This is a genomic window from Candidatus Acidiferrales bacterium, assembly GCA_035934015.1.
Taxonomy (GTDB): Bacteria; Acidobacteriota; Terriglobia; order Acidiferrales; family UBA7541; genus DAHUXN01.
Window position 1 is genome coordinate 256,111 of sequence record DASYYH010000003.1, and the last position, 21,052, is coordinate 277,162.

The following is a 21,052-nucleotide window of genomic DNA, read 5'->3' on the forward strand; positions in this document are numbered from 1 at the left end:
AGCGAGCGCTCAAGGTTCGTTGGAAGAAGCCGGCGAATGCAGCGAACGCACGACGATGTAAATCAGAACGATCGAGACGATTGACGCGCCAACAGTGACAAGTTTGTTCTGCAACATGAAGCTTTCGACGCGCTGACCGAATTCAAAAGCAAAGACGCCCTCCACGCCATAACGCAAGCTGCGTCCCGCGAGAAGACCGAGAACGAACGTGCGCAGGGGAACTTCGGCGATACCTTCGGCGATAACGAAGGCTTTGAAAGGCGCGGGAGGGGGCAAAAGCGACGGCACGAAGACGCTCAGGAATGAGTGACGCGCGACCCAGCGGCGAATGCGACCGTCGGGTTTCTCGCCGCGACGGCGGCGGTAGGCTTCGCCGCCCTTCTTGGCCAGCAAATACAACCAGATACACCCCGCGAGAGATCCAATTGTGGCCGCAGCGACGTAATAAAGAATGCGGGCGGGACGCCGGATGACGAACTCCATGAAGAGCAGATCGGTGACAAAGGGAAAAGAAAGAACGGACGAATCCAGGAACGCAACAACGAAAAGCCCTGCGCCGCCGAGTAAGGTGACGATGCGCGCGAGCCAGCCGGGAATTTTGGGAGCAGGCGAGGAGATGATGTTCATTTTGCGCTGTGCATTAAATGCGAAGCGCGCATTGTAACAGAGTTGATGCCAGACGCGCGGTGCGGACTGGCCGATTCTGTTGGAACGGCGCCCGTGCGAGGAACTGAGTTATACTGGCGATGCAATTTTTCACTGAGGAGGATACTGATGAAAGCCAGAATTGCAATGTTTGGAGCGCTGGTTGTGGGGCTCGCGGTCTTTGCCATGAATGGCTATGCGCAGCAGGACAAGAGCAAGCGGCCAAGCCCACCGGCGCAAGCGCAGTGCAAGTTTGCCGATGGCAACACGATAACGACCGATTATTCCAGCCCGCGAATGAAAGGGCGGAAGATTTACGGCGGGCTTGTTCCGTGGGGCAAAGTGTGGCGCGTGGGAGCGAATGAAGCGACGACGTTTGTGCCGACGGTGAATGTCGTGGTGGGAGGAAAAGAGGTCGCGGCGGGAAATTATACGATTGACGCCATACCCAATGCGGACAAATGGACGTTTATCGTCAGCAAGAAGACGAAAATTTGGGGAATTCCCTACCCTGGGGAGCAATTTGACCTGATGCGCACGGACGATGTGAAGGTGTCGCAACTCAGCGCACCGGTGGAAGACTTCACGATTTCGTTTGAGCCTGCGGGCAATGTTTGCACGATGAATATGGATTGGGAGACGACGCGAGCGTCGATTGAGATTCAGGAAAAGAAGTAGCGCGGAAGACTTTCGAGTATCCAGTTGCCACCGTCTCCATGCGAGAACCGCAGGTTGACGAACGGCGGGAATCCTGCTAAAAACACTTGATTCGATACCTGTCTGCATTCGCTCCGTAGGCTCCCTGAAAGGAGTCGTAATCGCTTGGCGAAAGACATCGGTGGACGAGTGGGCCGATCTGACGACAGGTGTGACTGGATTGTCCACAATTATTAGACTAAACAGGGAGGATTTTGATGCGTAACTGGCTCGGAGGCATTCTGCCGCTACGAGGCCGAATTGGAAAGATTAGCGCAGCTAGCGCGATGACTTTGCTGAGCGCCGCGGCGGCGCACGCCCAAGGGGCATCGGAAAGCACGGGCGAAGCGAATTTGAAAGTACCGGATTTGTCGCAGGTGTCATTCCTCGGAATCAACGGGCACACGCTGCTGCTATGGGGGATTCTGTTCTGCGTTCTGGGCCTGCTTTTCGGATTGATGATGTATTCCCGGCTGAAGAATTTGCCCGTGCACAAGTCCATGAAGGACATGTCGGAACTGATTTATGAGACGTGCAAAACGTATCTGATCACACAAGGCAAGTTCCTCCTGCTGCTGGAATCGTTCATCGCGGTCATCATCATTTTGTACTTTGGCGTGTTGCGGCACATGCCGGCGACGAGCGTGATCATTATTCTTGCCTTCAGCGTGCTGGGAATTTGCGGCAGCTACGGCGTGGCGTGGTTTGGAATTCGCGTCAATACGTTCGCGAATTCGCGGACGGCTTTCGCGGCGCTGCCTGGGAAACCCTTTCCGATTTACCGCATTCCGCTGAGCGCAGGGATGAGCATCGGGATGATGCTAGTGAGCGTCGAGTTGCTGATGATGCTCATTATTTTGCTGTTCGTGCCGGGCAGCTACTCGGGGCCGTGCTTTATCGGATTTGCGATCGGCGAATCGCTGGGCGCGGCGGCACTGCGCATCGCGGGCGGAATTTTCACGAAGATTGCGGACATCGGCGCGGACTTGATGAAGATCGTTTTCAAAATCAAAGAAGACGACGCACGCAACCCAGGCGTGATTGCCGATTGCACGGGCGACAATGCGGGCGATTCGGTGGGGCCGAGCGCGGATGGATTTGAGACTTATGGCGTGACGGGCGTGGCGCTGATCGCGTTCATTCTACTGGGCGTGAGCAATCCGGTTGTGCAAGTCCAACTGCTGGTGTGGATATTCGTGATTCGCGTGGCGATGCTGGTGGCGAGCGCAGTGGCGTACTTTGTGAATGACACGATGGCGAAAGCGCGGTACGGCAATGCGACGCACATGAATTTCGAATCGCCGCTGACATCGCTGGTATGGATCACATCGATCGTGTCCATCGCGCTGACGTTCATTATTTCGTATTTCATCATCCCGGACATCGGCGGCGATCCTTCACAGTGGTGGAAGCTATCGGTCATCATTTCGTGCGGGACGCTGGCCGGAGCGATTATTCCGGAACTTGTGAAGGTATTTACATCCACGGAATCGCGGCACGTGAAAGAAGTGGTCAGTTCGGCGCAGGCGGGCGGCGCGTCACTGGATATTCTGTCAGGATTCGTCGCGGGAAATTTTTCGGCGTACTACCTCGGACTGACGATGGCCATTTTGATGGCGATCGGCTACCTGATCAGCACGCTTGGGCTGCACAATCTGATGGTGGCGGAGCCGGTGTTCGCATTTGGACTCGTGGCCTTCGGATTCCTGGGAATGGGCCCGGTGACGATTGCGGTTGACTCATATGGACCGGTGACGGACAACGCGCAGTCTATTTACGAGCTTTCGCTGATTGAGCAGATCCCCAACGCCAAACAGGAGCTGAAAAACACTTATCAGATCGACGCAAACTTCGAGCGGGCCAAAGAAATGCTCGAAGCGAACGACGGTGCAGGCAACACGTTCAAAGCGACGGCAAAACCGGTGTTAATCGGCACGGCTGTGGTGGGCGCGACGACCATGATTTTTTCCATCATCATGGACCTCACGAATCAGCTCACGACAAACGTCGATAAGCTTTCGCTGCTGCATGCTCCTTTCCTCCTCGGAATCGTATGCGGCGGGGCGATGATTTACTGGTTTACGGGCGCTTCGACGCAGGCGGTGACGACAGGCGCGCATCGCGCGGTCGAGTTCATCAAGGCAAATATCAACCTGGAAAACGCACAAGCAGCGTCCGTTTCGGACAGCAAGAAGGTCGTGGAGATCTGCACGCAATACGCGCAACGCGGAATGCTGAATATTTTTATCGCGGTGTTTTTTGCGGCGCTGTCGTTCGCATTCATCGAGCCGTTTTTCTTCGTTGGCTACCTGATTTCCATCGCGATGTTTGGGTTGTATCAGGCGATGTTCATGGCCAACGCGGGCGGAGCCTGGGACAACGCCAAGAAAATCGTGGAAGTGGAGTTGAAGCTGAAGGGCACGCCGCTGCATGATGCGTCCATCGTCGGCGATACGGTGGGCGATCCCTTCAAGGACACTTCTTCCGTGGCACTGAACCCAGTCATCAAGTTCACGACTTTGTTTGGGCTGCTGGCGGTCGAGCTGGCTGTGCAACTGACGAACCAGTTCGGCGGTGCGACGTTTACGAGGATTCTCGCTGCGATATTCTTTGCGATTTCGTTCTTCTTCGTTTACCGGTCGTTTTACGGGATGCGAATTCGATCCGGCAAAGAGGCATAGAAACCGAGAGCGGAACAGACTGCATTTGAAACTTTCGAACAGGAAGAGAACGGGGCCGGCGAAAGCCAGCCCCGTTTTTCTTTATCGCATTCGTCTCTGCGCTAAGCCTTCAGGACGTTCAGGAACTTGCGCGGATCGTTTTCGAAGCCGGGAAACACGGGGCTGAGGTCGCGATTTCCGAGATGTTTGTAAATAATCTCGCCGAGGACGCTGCGGAAATCGGTGGTCACGGCGAGATCGCGATCCTGATAGAGCTGGCCGTCGCTCATGCCCGGCCATTGCGTATAGACCTTGCCGCCTTTCACTGAACCACCCATGACGAACATGGCGTTGGCATGGCCGTGGTCGGTACCGCGATTGCCATTTTCGTGGGCGGTGCGGCCGAATTCGGACATGCTCACAAAAACAATGTCCTCCATGCGGTCGCCCAAATCCTGATGAAACGCAGCGATGCCCTGCGCCAAGTCGCGGAGCAAATTCGATAACTGCCCTTGCACGCCGCCTTCATTGACGTGATTGTCCCAGCCGCCGCTATCGAGAAATGCGATTTCCATGCCGATATCGGCTTTGATGAGCTCGGCAATTTCCTGGAGGCTTTTGCCGTAGCGGCTCTTGGGATACTCGGCGCCGTTTTCGGGCTGATAGCTGTCAGGGTCGAGTTTTTTGAGCGAGTCCACGGCTTCAAAAGTTTCCTGACCGACTCCGTGCAATGCTTGATCGACCGTGCTCGCGTACATGGATTCGAAGCCGCCCTCGGTGACTTGCGGATTTCCGAAAAGGCGAAATTGCTTGAGGTCGGGAATGGCGATGGATGAAGCGCTGCCGCGGAGAGTCAGCGGCAGATACGGCCCAAAGGCGACGGCGCGAAATGCGGAGACCTTCGGTTCGGGCAGGCCTTGCAAACCGCGATTCAGCCAGCCATCTTCCGTGCTGCGAACGCCGGGAGTGCCGGATTCCATGAAATCCTGCGCGTCAAAATGCGAACGGCTGGGATCCGGCGAACCAACGGCCTGAGCGACAGCGAGATTTCCGGCCTGAAACAAAGGCTGTAAGGGCGCGAGGCTGGGATGGAAGCCGAAGAAGCCATCGAGATCAATGGCAGCGTCTTGCGCACCACTCTTTGGCTGGGGAATGGCGATGGTTGGGCGGAGGCGATAGTAATTCGGCTCGGCGAAGGGAACCACGACGTTCAAGCCGTCCATGGCGCCGCGCTGGAAGAGGACAACGAGCTTCTTTTTGTTAGGCGCGGGCGTATCCGCAATAGCACGGCGCAGAAATGCAGGCATAGCGGCCATGCCGACCATGGCTACGCCGCCGCTCTTTAGAAATATTCGCCGAGAGATCTTCATAATGACCTACCTCCTTGGCCGAAATAAACCTTACTAGCGCCGCTGAAACTCCGGCGCACCAAGAACGAGGCCGGCGATCAGGCCTTCATTGACATGCTTCACGGGATCGTCGAGCCGAGCCTGCAAAATTTGAGGATCATTGAGCTGCTTTTCGAGCGTGCCCTGCGTGGCGGAAGAAACCTGGCCACCGAGAAAATCATTCACGGCGCGCGTGAGGACGAGATTGGGATTTGCAACAGCATCCTGTCCAAAAAGCGACGGAAGATTCGTCTCGACGCCGGGCATGTGATTTGTGGCCAGCGTGAGCGCGAAATTCAGGCGATTCAGAAGCGCGCCCGCGTTGACCCAGACGTCGGCGGTGTCCGCGTAGCCGGTCGGCGGCTCGCAACGATAGAGCGGCTGGCCCATACGGCCAACCCATTGCACAAGCTGAGGAGAGACGGACGTCTGAACGTCGAGAGCACGCGCGGCACTGACGGCAACTTCGAAAGGCGTTTTGATTTTGGCGCGATAGGCTTCGCGGGACCAAAACTCCGGAGAATAAATCATGGTTCTGAGGACGGCGCGAATGTCGCCATCGCTCGAAAGAAACGCACTTGCCATGCGATTGACGAGCGCCGGGGGAGGATTATCGGAGACGAAATGCTGCGCGAGCTGAAAGGAAATGTGATGCGCGGTTTGCGAGCTCGTTGCGAGCATGTGAAGCGCTTCGAGGCCGTCTTTTATGCCGCCGTAATTGAACGTAACGCCCATGACGACTTTCGGCGACTGATCGTGGATGCGGTCGTCGAAAAAAAACTGCGGATCGCGGCGCGGGGCGCGAATGGTCCAGCCAGTGAGGCAGTCTGCCATCTGGATGACATCAGCTTGCGTATAGCCGCCGTTGACGCCGACGGTGTGCAGCTCCATGATTTCGCGGCCGTAATTTTCGTTCAGGCCGCGCTCCTGTTTGCGCGGCGGGAGCTGACCTTGATTTGCGCTATTGCCCGGCTGAGGAAAGTCACGCTGGGCGGGAGGCGTCATACCTGCGAACAATCCCTCGAAGCGCCTGCGACGCGCGGCCAGCTCGGCTTGCATCTTTTGGAACGCGACGGGATCAGCGCTCAGCCAGTTATCGAGATAAAAAAGCATGGCCGGGCTCTTGGCCGTAGCGACAAGCAGATCCTCAAATTTGCCCATCGCGTGCGGGCGGATGGTGTGCTCGACGTAGTCGCTGATAAGCCAGCGATCGGCGCCTTTGTCCGCATTGACATTGAAATGATTGAACCAGAAATTGGCCATGACCTCGTAAAGCTGGCGATTGGAGTAAATGGCGCGGTCGATGGTGGCGAGGTCGAGTTCGACTTGAATGCGCTGCGGACCAGGAAGCGTGTCGAACTGAATGGTAGCGGGGTCAATTCCCTGCTGGCGCATCTCCTGACGCTTTTGCTGCATTTGCTGCTGAAACTGTTCGCGGTATTGCTGCGGATCGAGACCTTGCTGCTTCGCAACCTGGTTTGGTTCGGGGTATTCTTCGAGCAGCTGGGCTGACGACATTTTGAGCGTCTTGAATTGCGCGAGACGGGCGCTCATGTCGGAATCATCGATGGAGTCGTAGTTGAGTTGCTCATCAATCCATTTTTCGAGGCCGATATTGCGGATGCGTTCCATGTCGCCGGGACGAGGACCGTATGCGAGGCGATCGAGCGCGTGAAGAATGGCCTCGTCTTCAGTAAGCTGGGTGATGGGCAGTTTGCCTTTGAAGGATTTTGGGAGACTGTATTCAGGCTTCGCGGCACTCGCGCCGCGAGAATCTCTTGCGCCGCCTCCAGCGTGAACGTCCGGCGGCAACACAAATAAAGAGGAAACGAGAACGACGATAATTACCGCGCAAGACGTGGCATCAAGGCCGAGACACAGGCGCGAAGGAGCCAGCCCGCAAGATTTGCTGCGACGAGACAAACGGAAAAGCCGCGAATGACGAGAAGTTCGCACAGTTCCTCTCCCGATCTGTGACCTAGATTTTAACCCTGCGCGGTCAGGAAAGTTGCGGCGGGCGAATGGTACTACGCGAAGGCGGCAATACCCTGGCCTTTTCGGCGGATTCTTTGCGCTCGGATACAACATTGACCGCGAAGGCGCTGTGCCGTATATAGGATGCCGTTTCGGGAGTGAGGGCGAGTTGGTACGCGAGCTGATCTTCTGGCTGTCTAAAAAACCGGCAGTGACGCAGGCCATCGCGCGGCGCGGGATGAAAAGCGGATTTGCGCGAAGATTTGTGCCGGGCGAAACGCTGGCGGAAGCGCTCGGCGTTGCGGAAGAAATCTGCGGGACGGGACGGCGAATCAGCCTCAATCAACTCGGCGAGAGCGTGAAAACTCCGGAGGAGGCGCGTGCCGCACGGGACAGCTACATCACGATGCTGCGGGAGCTTTCAACGCGGCATATCGACGGCAATATTTCCATCAAGCCGACACAGCTTGGACTGGAGCAGGACCGCGGGATGTGCGAATCCCTGACGATGGAAATTGCACGGACGGCAAAAGAATTGGGTTTGACTGTCGAGATGGATATGGAAGGTTCGGGGCTGACCGACGCAACGATCGAGATCTTCGAGTCGGTTTGCGGAAAGTTTGACAACGTGGGTATGGCGATTCAGGCGTACCTGTTTCGGACGGAAAAAGATGTCGAACGGCTGGCCCGATTCCGTCCGAAGATTCGGCTGGTCAAAGGAGCCTATCGAGAGCCGGCGAAGATTGCGTACCAGGGCAAGAAGAACGTAGACGCCAGTTATCACAAACTGATCGACCGACTGCTGGCCGGCGATTTTTTCCCTATCTTTGCGACGCATGATCCGGTGATGGTCGAGCACGTGCGCCAGGCCGTGCGGGAGCGGAACTATCCAGCGGATCGCTACGAGTTTGAGATGCTCTATGGGATTCGTCGCGATTTGCAGGAGGAAATCCACGCGGCCGGCCAACCGTTGCGCGTCTATATTCCGTTTGGGAGCCAGTGGTGCCCGTATTTTATGCGGCGACTTTCGGAACGGCCTGCGAATTGCCTGTTTGTGCTGCGCAGCTTGATTGCGGAATCGGCGCAACAAAAATCATCGCGAGATTGAGAACGCAGGGAATGCACTTCTATGACTTTCCACTTGTGGCACGGAAGGCTTCGATGGACCAAATGTCGTCGGCTTCGCCGTGGCGGAGGACATACGTATTGCCATCGCCGGCGATGACGCGGAAGTAAGTCGCGCAGGGGGAATACCACTTGTCGTCGAGGCGCTCGACGGAATAGATGAGGTCGCCAATGCAAAAACGCAAGGGACGCTCGTCGGCGCGATAGCCTGAATAGCACTCAACGCGAGTCCTCTGCATCGTCTCACACCTCGCGCACTGCAGCGACGAACAGTCGATGCGACATTATAACTCGCCGCTGCCGCTATTGCTGCGCAGGAGCAGGAGGATTAGACTCTTTGTGACGCCAAAAAATGAATGAAATTCGCTCCTGAAAAGAATTACGCATGACGACCTCAGCGAAAACGAGAAACGGGCACCGGTGATGAAGCCAGATACAGGACGCAACAGATTGTGGAGAACGACTACGGTGCTGGGCGCACTGATGGCGGCCGTCACCATAGTTCCTCTGGTTCGAGCGCGAGTGACTGACACAATTACGTGGAAACCGATTGCCGAAGCCAGCCTGAAAATTACCGGCAGAAAACCACCAAAGGCTTGGAACGTATACCAGGATGAAAAAAACAAGAATCGCGTCCTAGTGCAGATCGACAACCGCTGTCTGGTGGTGGATGCAAAAATAAAGCAGGTCTACGAAATCGGGCCGACGGAATTGCAGGATCACGGCAAACGGCTCGAGAGCCCGAATCCAGAAAGCAGGCAAAACGCACTACTGAGCGACAATTGGGATATGCGCGACATCGGACCGGCGGAGCGCATTCAGTTTCAACTCACAAAGGAAAACATTTATCTCGATGTAGAGCTTCCCCACCCACTAATTCTGCGAACAGCTCACTGAGACAGCGAAACATCCGAAACAGGCCCGGGCGAATCCGCAGCGGATTGCGCAGGACCTTTCATCTCCGCCAGCAGAATCCCAATGAATACAAGCGCGGCACCCAAAAGCACTCTGCGGGAAATGACTTCGTGGGCGATACATACGGAAGTAAGCGCAGCGAAAACAGGCTCGAGGCTGATGAGAATCGCGGTGTGAGTCGGCGTCGTATATTGCTGCGCCCAGACCTGAAGCGAAAAGCAAAGCGCCGTGGCACCTACGGCAGTGATCAAGACTGCGAAGACTAAATTCGGCGTCCAATGGAGGCGCGGCGGCTCCCAGCGCGTGGCGTCGAGAACGGGAAGGCAGAGAGAAGTGAATAAGGCCGTCATGCCAACCTGCAGGAGACTTAGCGCGCCGACAGAATGGCGCGAGCTATAGCGGCCGATAACAATAATGTGAAGCGCGAACATCACAGCGCAGCCAAGAGCCAAAAAATCCCCGACGTTCAGGGCTTCGAAACCGGAGCGCGGGACGGTCAGATAATACAAGCCGACAAGTGCGGCCAGAGCGCCCGCCCAGACCCAACGATGGACGCGACGCTTCCAGAAAATCGCGAGCAAGACAGGGACCATCACTACGCCTGCGCCCGTGATGAACGCGGCCTTGGAGGGAGTGGTGAATTTGAGCCCGAGCGTCTGGAACGTGTACCCGCCAAACATGAAGCAGCCAATGAGCGCGCCGGCGAAAAACGTTGCGCGATCCATTTTGCGCAACGCGCGCCAGTAGACGAGAGCCATGACCGCGGCGGCGAGGGAAAAACGCAACGCGTTGAAAACGAAAACAGAGGCCGCCGCTAGTGCGTCCTTAACCACGACGAACGTCGCACCCCAGATGAGGGCACAAAGCGCCAAGGCAAGATCGGCTTGAATGCGGCGCGACTTCACAGCGGGCATTGTATGGGGATAAGGCTGAGCTTTCCAGTCATCCGGACAACCCGCGCGACTGGCTGGAGCAGAACAAGCCAGTGCACTATTCGTGGCGTTCGTAAACGACGCGCCCGCCGGTAATGGTCATATCAACGGGCGTGCGAAGCAGTTCCGGGGGCGCGACGGTCAAAATGTCAACGGGATAGACAACAATGTCGGCAAACATGCCGGGCTTGATCTGGCCTTTGCGGTTTTCTTCAAATTCGCCATAGGCCGAGCCGACGGTGTAATCGTAAATGCAGACGTCGCGAGGAAGCTTTTCCTGAGGCTCCCATCCTCCCGGAGGACCTCCTTTCGGCAGTTCGCGGGTCACGCATGCATAAATCCCTCGAAGCGGATTGATGCCTTCGACCGGAAAATCGGTGCCGAAGGCGAGATGCACACCATGCCGACTCATCGTATTCCAAGCGTATGCGCCCTTGGACCGCTCCGGGCCAATTCGCGCACCGGCCCAGCGCTCGTCATCGAGCAGATGGACGGGCTGCATCGAGGCGATCACATTCAGATCGGCAAAGCGACGAAAATCACCAGGGGCCACGATTTGTGCGTGCTCGACGCGATCGCGGCGGTCGCGCGGGCCATTCGCCGCGCGCACGGCAGCAAATGCATCGAGCGCAACACGGTTGGCCTTATCACCGATGGCGTGGAAATTCAGCTGGAAACCGGCACGGTCGCGTTCAATCGACATCTCGTTCAGCTGCAGCGGGTCCATGCGTAAAATGCCGGAGGTGGATGGGTCATCAGAATAGGGCGAAAGCATAGCGGCCGTGCGAGAGCCGAGGGAACCATCCATAAAGGCCTTGAGAGAACCTGTTTTCAGCCACGGATCCGTCATTCCGCCCTCGCGACGCTCCTCCTCGAGCTTGGAGAGCGGCTCCGTGAAGGTGAGCCATTCCGTGATGCGCAACGGCAACTTCCCTTCCTGCTTGAGGTCACGGTAAATCAGAAAATCCTGCCAGGTCGAATAGTCCTGAATTGACGTCACGCCTTGCGAGACAGCCTCCGCAAGGGCAAGTTCAATCGCACGACGGCGACGCTCTGGGCTGGCGGGAGGAACGTGGCGATAGACGAGACTCATTGCGGCATCTTCTTCCAACATTCCGTCCGGCTCGCCGGTCTGGTGGTCAAGTGCGATATGGCCGCCGCGGGGATCCTTTGTGTTTTTAGTGATTCCGGCAATCTTCAGTGCAAAAGAATTTGCGACAGCAACGTGACCATCAACGCGGCCGAAGATCATTGGGTGATCTTTTGAAACAGCATCGAGGTCCCATCGCGTCGGGAATTTCTTCTCCGGCCACAGCGTGTGATCCCAACCGCTTCCTGTAATCCACTCGCCCGGCTTGTAGTTTTTCAGCGAATCGCGGATGCGCTGCTGAAATTCGGCCAGCGATTTCGCACCTTCGAAATTAACGGTCAGCTTGGCCATTCCGCCCGAAGCCAAATGCGTATGGGCATCATTGAATCCAGGCATAGCGAAGCGGCCATGCAAATCGACGACTCGCGTTTGCGCGCCAATAAATGGGCGGATTTCTTCGTCGGAGCCCACAGCGATGATTTTTTCGCCGCGAATCGCAATGGCCTGCGCGTGCGGATGAGCGGATTCAACCGTATAAATATTGCCGTTTATAAGCGCCAAATCAGCTAGCGCTTCGGCGCGTGGTGCAGCATTCATGCTCTTCCCCATTTCAGGATTGATTCGACGGCGCGGGCGGCCATTCGATGAAATACAAAGAAACGCTCCGCAGAGGACAGCGGTGATGAAAGCAACAAATGAAATCAACCGGCGCAACAAATTCAGGGTTGGACTCCTGCGATACCAAATAACGTTAACAGCACGCGCTTCATACCGAGTTCGCGGCCAGCGGGATCATACCACTCCTCAAGCGAATGCGAACCGCCGCCCTGCCCTCCTCCACCAATGGCAATGGCGGGAATGCCGATGGAAAGCGGAAGATTCGCGTCCGTCGAAGAACGCTCAAGACGGGAACGATTGCCGAGAAAGCGATCGGCGTTTTCGATTGCAGCGAGCAAGGGCGAATCCGCGGGCAATTTTCCTCCCGGACGGATGCCGATCACGCTAATCTTCAGACGCAACTTTTCGCTTCCCGGAGCCGCAGCAGCCATTTCCTGATCCACGGCACTGGCAAACTTGCTGCGAATTTCGTTGTCCATCCGCAAAAGCTCGGCCTCGTCCTCCGAGCGCAAATCCACCTTTACGCTGGCTTCGGCAGGAATCGAATTTATAGAATTGCCACCTTCCATCACGCCAAAGTTGAATGTGGTGCGCGGCTCCTCAGGAACAGGCGCAGCGGAAAATTGAACGATTCCACGCGCGAGGGCTGTGATCGGATTCGGCGATCCGAAATCCGACCAGCTATGGCCGCCGGGACCGGTGACTTGAATATCCAGACGACGGGAGGCAAGACCGATCGTCGTGACGTAATCCGCCGCGGCGCCGTCAAGAGCGATCACGGCGCGGACGCGGTTTTTGTATTCGTTCATCAACGCGCGAATACCACGAAGATTGCCTTCGCCTTCCTCGCCCACCCCAGCTACAAATAAAATCGATGTCTGAGGCTTGAGATGCGCTTGGTCGATGGCGCGTAAAACGCCGGCCATTGAGGCGAGGCCGGCACCGTCGTCGGAGATTCCGGGAGCTTCGAGGCGACCTTTCACGCGCTTCACGCGCACGTCGGTACCGGCCGGAAAGACCGTATCGAGATGTGCGACGACGAGTACGACATCGTCACCGACCGAGCCAGCGAGCTCGCCGATGACGTTGCCAACCGAATCCGTATGCACATCCAAGCCATTGGCATGGAACAGCTTGGCCAGATACGCGCCGCGCTCTTGCTCGTGGAACTCCGGTGCGGGGATTTCCGTGATGGCGACCTGTTGATCGGTGACCCAGCCTGCATTGCCGTCGAGCCAGGCCAAGGCACGAGCGACGCGCTTGTCCTGAGCGAGAGCGTCAATGGGATTTGCGGGACGCGCAGTCAGCGTTGCCATGGCCAACAGGATACCCAACAGCGGAAAAACTTTCACGGATTTAATGAGGGCGCGTTTTCCCGATGCATTGCATACGATGCGCGGATTTTGCGAGGAATGCAAATTACGATTTCACAGACGCTTTTCGGTGTGTCGCTGAGCCGCACAAAGCGAAAAGTTCCGCGTCCGTCAAAATGCGTTCAGCATGCTTAGCCGCCTGAAAGATACGGTCGACAAGTTCGTCCGTAGCATCGATGCCTTGCTTCTCGAGCCAATACGTCACGTTTGAACGTCCGCTCAGTGGGCCGATCTCAATGATCTGCTCCAGGCCGAAGAGATGCGCGGGTACGCCGCTATAAACGGAGTCGGCCAAAACGACATCGTTCTTGCGATAAGCCTTAATGATCGCCGCGGCGTGAACTCCCGTTGCAGTGCGAAACGCATCGCGACCAACAACGGGATAATTCGGCGGAACAACTGTGCGCGTCGCGCGCGCGACGGTTTCGGAATACTCCTTGAGCTTCGATAGGTCACGATCGATTAAACCCATCAGTCGAAGATTCACGAGCATCAGTTCCATAGGCGTATTGCCCACACGCTCGCCCAGCGAATTTGCGGCAGCGTGAACCTGATGCGCGCCAGCGGCCAAGGCCGCAAGAGAGTTAGCGATGGAAAGGCCGCGGTCATTGTGCCCGTGCCAGTCGACGCGAATTTTCTCGCCGGAGGGCTTCACAACTTCATCGATTGCAAACTTCACAAGATTGAATGCGCCGCGAGGCTCAGCGTGGCCGACTGTGTCACACAGCACAATTGAGCGCGCACCGCAGCGAATCGCGGTGGAATAAAGAATCTTGACCGTCTCGGGGTCGGCGCGCGTTGTGTCCTCCGTGACGTACATAACGGGAAGACCTTCCGACACGGCGAACTTCACTGCGTCCTCGGTAGTGCGCTGGAGATGTTCAACCGTCCAGTCTTCTACCAGGCGGCGAATGGGGCTTGAGCCGAGAAACGTCGCGGCTTCGATGGGCATTCCGACTTTTTGCGAGATTTCGGCGATGGGATGAATGTCGTTTTTGTGGGTGCGCGCGGCGCAATTGGGCCGAACGCGCATGCGACAAGACACAATTTCTCTTGCCAGCGCTTCGGTGTCCGCATACGCGCGCGGGCCAGCGCCAGGGAGGCCGATGTTGACCGTATCGATGCCGAGGTCTTCCATCAGATGCAAGATTTGAATTTTTTCCTGAATGCTCGGATCGCGCACGGAGGGGTTTTGCAAACCATCGCGGAGCGTTTCATCGTTGAGCAGTACATTGCGCCCCGCCGGAATGTCGCGACCTTTGACGATGTTCCAGTCGTAGATTAAATCGCTATGATTCACTTCGACTCCGCCCGTTTTTTTGCAGCTTTGAAACGCTGCTTTTCTTGAACAGCGGCATAAGGGAGTGACCGTCGCTCGCCAGCGCCTTCCAGCGACGCTTCCAACTTGGCGCAAAAAGTATTTCGGTGAAACGATCTGCGGCCTCGGCGAGGCCATCGCCATAACGATACCACCAGGACTTCGCAAAACGCGGCAGCAACTCCTCATCGATGTACTTGACATGAGTCATTTCAAGCAAGCCGAGACGGGAGTGCACGCAGCCCCAGCCGCTGGCCCCGCGGCCGCCATGAGGAGCTTCGGTAATTCCGTAATAACTGGCGACATCGTTGACCATTACAGAACCGACGCGAAGGCGAGAGGCTATCTTGCGCCCACGTTTCGCGTCGCGAGTCCACACGCTCGCGGAAAGGCCAAATTCGGAATCGTTTGCGAGGCGCACGGCTTCTTCATCGTCAGCGACAACTTGAATCGCGATGACCGGGCCGAAGGTCTCTTCGCGCATCAGGCGCATGGTATGGTCAACGTTTGTGACAATCGCGGGAGCGAAGAAATTCGCGCCCTTTTCCGGGGTGCGCACGCCGCCAATCAGAATTTTTGCGCCGCGCGATACGGCGTCCCGCAAGTGCGCCTCGACTCGCTTAATTTCCTGATTGCGCACCATCGGGCCGATGTCCGTTTCCGAATCAGCGCTCGAACCTACTCTTAGATCCCTGGTTTTCTGCACGCATAGAGAAATGAATCGCTCGGCTACAGATCGTTCGACATATACGCGCTCAACGGACAAACACGCTTGACCACAGTTTGTGAGGCCACCCCAGATAGCCGCGCTCGATGCCTTATCGATATCCGCGTCGGCAAGAACGACCATGGGATCCTTGCCGCCAAGCTCAAGAACAGACGGAATTAGATGGCGGCCACACGCTTCGGCGACTTTACGTCCGGTCTCCACGCTCCCAGTAAAGAACACCTTGTCCGGGCGAGCCTCAATGATTGCGGCGGCGACTTTTCCTCCGCCCTGCAAGACCTGAACAAGCCCTGCAGGCGCACCTGCCTGTTCGCTGAGTTCGGCTATGAGAGCGCCTGTCCACGAAGTCAATTCCGACGGCTTGAGGAGCACAGCGTTGCCAGCAACGAGCGCGGGAAGAACCTGGCCAACAGGAATGGCGAAAGGATAGTTCCATGGAGTGATCAGTGCGACGAGGCCTAGAGGTTCATAATGAAGCCGCCCACGCTTGGACTTGAGCGCCCAATTGTGATGAGGAACTCGCTGCGTCTTGAGGAAGCGGGGAGACTTCCGAGCAAGGAAGCCCGCGGTGTCGAGCGCGAACATGATTTCGGCAAAAATGGCTTCGGCACGCGGCTTCCCTGTCTCCCGGCAAATGATATCGGCAATTTCTTTGCGGCGATCAAAAACAACTGCTTGAAATCTGCGGAGGAATGCGCAGCGTTCGGTAAGAGACATCGCCGCCCAAGCGGCTTGAGCCTCACGCGCACGAACAAATGCCGCGGGAATCTCCGAAATCGGTATCGCCTGAAACCGCGCGATTTGCTCAGCGGTTGCGGGGTCAATGGACTCAACAAAATCACCCGATTGCGCGGGACTCTTGCGAAAAGATGGAGCGGGAGCGCTCATGGTTACGTGAATTCTAACCGATTTTCCATGACTCAGGGTACTTCAAGGACACGAGATAAAGGCCATCTGGAGGAACGGTGGGACCAGACCGCGAGCGGTCGCGCGCCTCAAAGAGATTTGGGATGTCGCTGGGGCACAGTTTACCGCGGCCGACGTCAAGCAGCGTGCCGACGATCTTTCGGACCATGTAACGCAAAAATGAGCGACCGGTGACTAGGTAGACGAGCTCTTCCTGCTCTGGTTTTCGCGCGAATTCCGAACAAAGGATTATGCGCACCGGAGAGCGATCCTTATCTACATCTTCCGATCCGGAGGACGCAGCGAAAGACGTGAAATCGTGCTCGCCTTCAAAAAGCTTTGCGGCATTAACCATCGCCGCCTCATTCAGCGGATAGGGATAGTGCAAGACGCGGCGAAAATCGAAAGGAGAAAGAACAGAGCCGCGAAAAATGCGGTAGTGATACGTCTTTTCGAGCGCCTGCCAGCGTGCGTGAAAATCCGGGCCAAATTCTTCGGCAGCCACGACGCGAATCGTTGACGGCAACAAGGCATTGCATGCGCGCTGCAATTCATCAGCCGCGAGAGCAGATTGTGTTCTAAAGCTGGCCACCTGACCCAAGGCGTGGACTCCGGTGTCTGTGCGGCTTGCTCCGTGGATGGAGATATGCTCTTGCGTGATCTTTCGAATGACATCGGTCAGCGAACCCTGAATCGTCGCCAGCCCGGGCTGGATCTGCCAGCCGTGAAACGCCGAGCCGTCATAGGCAAGCGTCAGCTTGATATTTCGCATGCAAGGAAATTATCGCATGAGGGAACAGTTCTCGCAGGGACAAAGGGGAAACTATGCGGCATGAATCGTGCGGGAGACGCGCGGCTTCAGCCGCTTATATGGGAAGTACGTGAGACCCATGCAGACCGGTTCAAAGTCGTCTTCGATGCCGCTGCCGGTATAGTTCACGTGTGCGCGCTCCGAACGCGTAATGAAACGAATTGCGCGGAAGCGCCAGTCAGCACGGAGATCGAACCAGTGGCGAACACCAGGTCCCACTGAAAGCAGATCTCCTGGCTCGAGCTCCACCATGACGACGGGTCGATCGATAGGATGAATATTACAGAAGCCGCGTGCCGCCAGTACGAAATGCGCTTCGTCTTCGTTGCGCCAGTGCTCCCGCCTGAAATTCGCGAGCATTTCTTCGAATCCGCGAGAGTCGGGAGACAGATCGACGATATCGTAGCCAGCGAAGCCGCGTGCTGTTTTGTATTCTTCCAATTGAGGTCTATAGGCGGCCAAAACCTGACGGGCTGGAGCCCACACAGAAACAGGGTTTCGCGGCGACCATCGAGCATAATCCACGTCAATTTCGGCAAGGAGAAGTTGAATCTCCCGGGGCATGATGAAAGTGCGGCCGACTTGTGGAACCTTAACGATCGCCACGACAAGACGCCTGCCAATCCAACAGAAAATTCAATAAACGGAAAAAACACAGACACCGAAAATGAAGCTCTCGAATCGTGCTAGAGACACTTGCTCCAGAGGCTTTAGGAAAGTTGCGAAGCACCTACCCTCTAAGTAGAGCCACGCAAGGAATATGGCGCAGATGATCTTCCTAAATGAGAAAAGGCGCAAGCTTTTTTATTCGCGAGAGTGGTCAGGTTTCGGCGCGAACAAAATGGCTTCCCGGCTTGGTGATCGCTTCTCCTGCACGGCATTGGGGACAATCGAACTGCTCGTAGCTTGGGATGTTGATCTCGATCAAGGCGCGAGCGGGAACAGCGAGTTCAAGCCGCCCGCCGCTGCGGTCAATCAGGGCGGCTGCGGCGACTACGCGTCCGCCTGTCTGTTCGACAATGCTCATCGTCTCGCGGGTGGAACCGCCGGTCGTCCATACATCTTCAACGACGAGAACTTTTTCCGCTGGTTGCAGAGTAAACCCACGGCGCAGGGCCATGCGTCCTGAGGAATCTCTTTCGACAAAAATGGCACGAACTCCAAGTCCGCGTGCGACCTCTTGCCCGACAAGAACGCCGCCAAGCGCTGGAGAAACGACGCAATCGATCGCAGAATCGCGGAATTTATCCGCCAGGGCGCGGCCCAGTCGTTCTGCAAGGTCAGGGTACTGGAGGACAAGGGCACATTGGACATAGGTCGAACTGTGACGCCCACTGGATAGTTCGAAATGGCCGTGCCTTACCGCGCCAGCGCGCTCAAATATGGACCTGGCTTCATCCGCCTGCATCGCCCGCATCTCCCAGAGATAAAAGCGTCTCGATAGCCTAGGGCAGCCAGGAATCGTTGTCAATGCAAGGCATCAATGTTAAACTCAGCGCTCGACTTGTTCGATTTCGGGTGATTGTGTGCGGTTTCGAACACTCGCCCAAATACTGTCTTCTGTCTGCTCGGCACGTACAACGCAGATGCGGTTGATTGCCGCTTGGCATCGAATCAGTTGAAACAAATCATTGCTCCGGCACGTTTCATCCACTTAGGGCATTCAACATATTTCTCAATCAGATGGAGAGGAAGAAAACTATATGACTGGAAGGCTGATTCGTATAGCCGTTGCTCTTTACCTTATGACATGGATGGCTGTGGGGATGCCTGCTTATGCCCAGGCGGCGGGCCAACAATCCACGCAATCGAATGGACAGGCATCGAGCAGTGCGCAGGCGCCGAGCTCGATTCCTTACCCGAATCTCTTAGCAGGACAGGACTTTTCAAAGGGAAAGAGAGCTTTCCCCAATTTTTTTGCGCCTTATACACGGCGCTTTGTGCCGCAGCCCAATCTGGTCAACACGCCGACCATCTACGGGCTGGTTCGCGACGGCAAGTTGGATCTGAGCCTACAGGATGCCATCGCCCTGGACCTCCAAAACGATCTGAATATCACCGTGGCAGAGTACACCCCGTGGATTGACCAGACACAACTGCTCAACGCCGAAGGCGGCGGAACTCCGCTTGGCCAGTTCGTGATCGGCGGCGGTGGCGGCGGCACGTTCGACCCAGTCGTCTTCGCGGGCTCGGGCATTAACGACAGCGTGATTCCTGTGAATAACGCGCTCATCAGCGGCGTAGGCACAACGCCTACTTTCTTCAGCCTTCAGGATCATTCCTCGCAATTCAATTTCGGATACGCACAGCAACTCCATACTGGAACATCACTCAACGTGACGTTTAGTAACACCCGAACTTCTTCTTCGATTTCAGAGAACTTTTTCAATCCGGCAATTCAGTCGACGTTTACGGTGGGTTTCCAACAGCCTCTGTTGAGGGGATTTGGCCTGCTTCCAAACATGCGGTTTATCCTAGAGGCAAGAAACACGACCAAAGTTGGGAAGCTCCAATTCGAAGAGTCCGTGATTGCAGAAGTTACGCAAGTGGAGACGCAGTATTGGATTCTCGTGGCTGATCGGCAGGCCGTGGACGTCGCAAAACAGACGCTGGCGGTCTCGCAGAAATTATACGATGACGATCAGCGCCAACTTCAAATCGGGACCCTGGCGCACCTAGACGTGGTGACCGCGGAGTCTGAGATCGCAGCAAATAACCAGGCACTGATCGCAGCCCAGACAAGCGCCCTCCAGCAAGAGACCGTAGTTCTCAATTTAATTACAAAGGATCCGATGGATCCCAGGCTTCAAAATGTTGAGATCGTTCCGACCACGACCCTTGATGAGATTCCGCAGGTGCCGAATATTTTGATTCCGGATGCCGTCAAAGAAGCCTGGACGAACCGTCCCGAGTTAAAAGTTGACCAACTTGTGCTGGACAATGACGGTGTCGAAGTGAGGGCAACGAGAAATGCTCTGTTGCCATCGCTGACATTGTCGGGCAGCTACTCGAGCACTGGGCTCGCCGGCATTAACACCAATGCGATCTTCACGCCGAACGGGACGCTTTCCCCAATTCTCACCGAACCTATCATCGATCAGAATGGCAATCCGGTTCTATCTGGTGGCGTGCCCACATTCGTTGGGACTCCGAACGGCACTGTCGCCAGGAATACGACACAAAGCGGTGTGGGGACGGCCTATTCCGATGTCTTCCACAATCGTTTCCCGACGTATCAGGCGAGTTTAAACCTGAGCCTCCCGCTGAGGAACCGATCGGCACAAGCTGCCAATGCTCAAGCGCAATTGTCCGAACGGGAACAGCAGGTGTCTCTGCAGCGGGATAAAAACACCATCGTAGTCGGCGTCAGACAGGCTCTCACGGCGTTGCAACAGGACGCCGCACAAGTCGTTGCAACGGCGAAAGCTACTCAGCTTGCGCAGGAGACTTATGACGATGAAGTGAAGAAGTTTGACCTCGGTGCATCGACGACCTACAACGTCGTGCTGCAGTCCCGCGACTTGAACGCCGCCAAACTAAATGAACTGCAAGCGAAGACAAACCTAGCGGCGGCTTTGGTCAATTTCAATCAGGCGATGGGCCGAACGCTAAGCGCGAACAACATTTATATCGCAGACAACGTGCATATGCCGATTGACTTCACTCCGGTCGCGCCCCTAATCCCGGGCACGATTAACGGTCAATTGGCTGGCAGTGATGTGTTCGGGATTCGCGCAAATCAATAGCACCAGTACCTGCAAAAGGCCCCGAGGCAGCATCTCCGGGGCCTTTTGTTTGTCTTGCGGAAATGTGCGCCCAAGCGCTTGCCCGCTTTTTCTCATTGCCCTACAATGAACGAAGGATTGAAGCAAGG

17 protein-coding genes are annotated in these 21,052 nt (G+C 56.2%); 6 read left to right on the top strand and 11 right to left on the bottom strand.

Features of this window, described 5'->3' with window-relative positions; translation table 11 throughout:
• Window positions 1-9: 9 nt before the first annotated feature.
• A complete protein-coding gene (locus VGR81_01390) occupies window positions 10-627 on the bottom strand; it encodes a VTT domain-containing protein (protein ID HEV2287586.1) in 618 nt (205 codons plus the stop codon).
• Window positions 628-774: 147 nt separating this feature from the next.
• Here VGR81_01390 and VGR81_01395 point away from each other — a divergent pair, with 147 nt between their 5' ends.
• Both VGR81_01395 and VGR81_01400 read left to right on the top strand, forming a co-directional pair.
• A complete protein-coding gene (locus VGR81_01395) occupies window positions 775-1,323 on the top strand; it encodes a DUF2911 domain-containing protein (protein HEV2287587.1) in 549 nt (182 codons plus the stop codon).
• A 305-nt stretch (window positions 1,324-1,628) separates the two neighbouring features.
• Window positions 1,629-4,022, top strand: a complete 2,394-nt coding sequence (locus VGR81_01400; protein HEV2287588.1) for a sodium-translocating pyrophosphatase — start codon at window positions 1,629-1,631, stop codon at window positions 4,020-4,022.
• A 101-nt stretch (window positions 4,023-4,123) separates the two neighbouring features.
• Here VGR81_01400 and VGR81_01405 read toward each other — a convergent pair whose 3' ends face one another.
• Both VGR81_01405 and VGR81_01410 read right to left on the bottom strand, forming a co-directional pair.
• Window positions 4,124-5,371, bottom strand: coding sequence for a DUF1501 domain-containing protein (locus tag VGR81_01405; protein ID HEV2287589.1), 1,248 nt, complete (start codon window positions 5,369-5,371; stop codon window positions 4,124-4,126).
• Between the two features lie 33 nt (window positions 5,372-5,404).
• Window positions 5,405-7,345, bottom strand: coding sequence for a DUF1800 domain-containing protein (locus VGR81_01410; GenBank protein ID HEV2287590.1), 1,941 nt, complete (start codon window positions 7,343-7,345; stop codon window positions 5,405-5,407).
• Window positions 7,346-7,532: 187 nt separating this feature from the next.
• On the opposite strand from VGR81_01410, the gene VGR81_01415 reads away from it, so the two are divergent.
• Window positions 7,533-8,471, top strand: coding sequence for a proline dehydrogenase family protein (locus VGR81_01415; protein HEV2287591.1), 939 nt, complete (start codon window positions 7,533-7,535; stop codon window positions 8,469-8,471).
• 19 nt (window positions 8,472-8,490) lie between these two features.
• Here VGR81_01415 and VGR81_01420 read toward each other — a convergent pair whose 3' ends face one another.
• Entirely contained in the window at window positions 8,491-8,727 is a 237-nt protein-coding gene (locus VGR81_01420) for a hypothetical protein (protein ID HEV2287592.1), read from the bottom strand.
• Window positions 8,728-8,911: 184 nt separating this feature from the next.
• Here VGR81_01420 and VGR81_01425 point away from each other — a divergent pair, with 184 nt between their 5' ends.
• Window positions 8,912-9,385: a hypothetical protein gene (locus VGR81_01425; protein HEV2287593.1), complete on the top strand. Its 474-nt coding sequence runs from the start codon at window positions 8,912-8,914 to the stop codon at window positions 9,383-9,385.
• Here the strand turns inward: VGR81_01425 and VGR81_01430 are convergent.
• From VGR81_01430 to VGR81_01460, 7 genes are all read right to left on the bottom strand, one after another.
• Window positions 9,379-10,317, bottom strand: coding sequence for a DMT family transporter (locus VGR81_01430; GenBank protein ID HEV2287594.1), 939 nt, complete (start codon window positions 10,315-10,317; stop codon window positions 9,379-9,381). The genes VGR81_01425 and VGR81_01430 overlap by 7 nt on opposite strands.
• Window positions 10,318-10,393: 76 nt before the next feature.
• Window positions 10,394-12,022, bottom strand: coding sequence for an amidohydrolase (locus tag VGR81_01435; GenBank protein HEV2287595.1), 1,629 nt, complete (start codon window positions 12,020-12,022; stop codon window positions 10,394-10,396).
• 122 nt (window positions 12,023-12,144) lie between these two features.
• Window positions 12,145-13,359, bottom strand: coding sequence for a M20/M25/M40 family metallo-hydrolase (locus VGR81_01440; GenBank protein HEV2287596.1), 1,215 nt, complete (start codon window positions 13,357-13,359; stop codon window positions 12,145-12,147).
• 103 nt (window positions 13,360-13,462) lie between these two features.
• Window positions 13,463-14,716, bottom strand: a complete 1,254-nt coding sequence (locus tag VGR81_01445; protein HEV2287597.1) for a LeuA family protein — start codon at window positions 14,714-14,716, stop codon at window positions 13,463-13,465.
• A complete protein-coding gene (locus VGR81_01450; GenBank protein HEV2287598.1) occupies window positions 14,706-16,349 on the bottom strand; it encodes an aldehyde dehydrogenase family protein in 1,644 nt (547 codons plus the stop codon). Before VGR81_01450 ends, VGR81_01445 begins: the two co-directional genes overlap by 11 nt.
• A 13-nt stretch (window positions 16,350-16,362) precedes the next feature.
• Window positions 16,363-17,139, bottom strand: a complete 777-nt coding sequence (gene truA / locus VGR81_01455; GenBank protein HEV2287599.1) for a tRNA pseudouridine(38-40) synthase TruA — start codon at window positions 17,137-17,139, stop codon at window positions 16,363-16,365.
• A gap of 51 nt (window positions 17,140-17,190) precedes the next feature.
• Window positions 17,191-17,784 carry a hypothetical protein gene (locus VGR81_01460; GenBank protein ID HEV2287600.1) on the bottom strand — a complete coding sequence of 198 codons (594 nt, stop codon included), beginning with the start codon at window positions 17,782-17,784 and terminating at the stop codon, window positions 17,191-17,193.
• A 154-nt stretch (window positions 17,785-17,938) separates the two neighbouring features.
• Between VGR81_01460 and VGR81_01465 the strand changes: the two genes are divergently transcribed.
• Window positions 17,939-18,307, top strand: a complete 369-nt coding sequence (locus VGR81_01465; GenBank protein HEV2287601.1) for a hypothetical protein — start codon at window positions 17,939-17,941, stop codon at window positions 18,305-18,307.
• 574 nt (window positions 18,308-18,881) lie between these two features.
• Window positions 18,882-20,924 (top strand): TolC family protein, encoded by a 2,043-nt coding sequence (locus VGR81_01470; protein HEV2287602.1) that lies wholly within the window; start codon window positions 18,882-18,884, stop codon window positions 20,922-20,924.
• The last annotated feature ends 128 nt before the right edge of the window (window positions 20,925-21,052 follow it).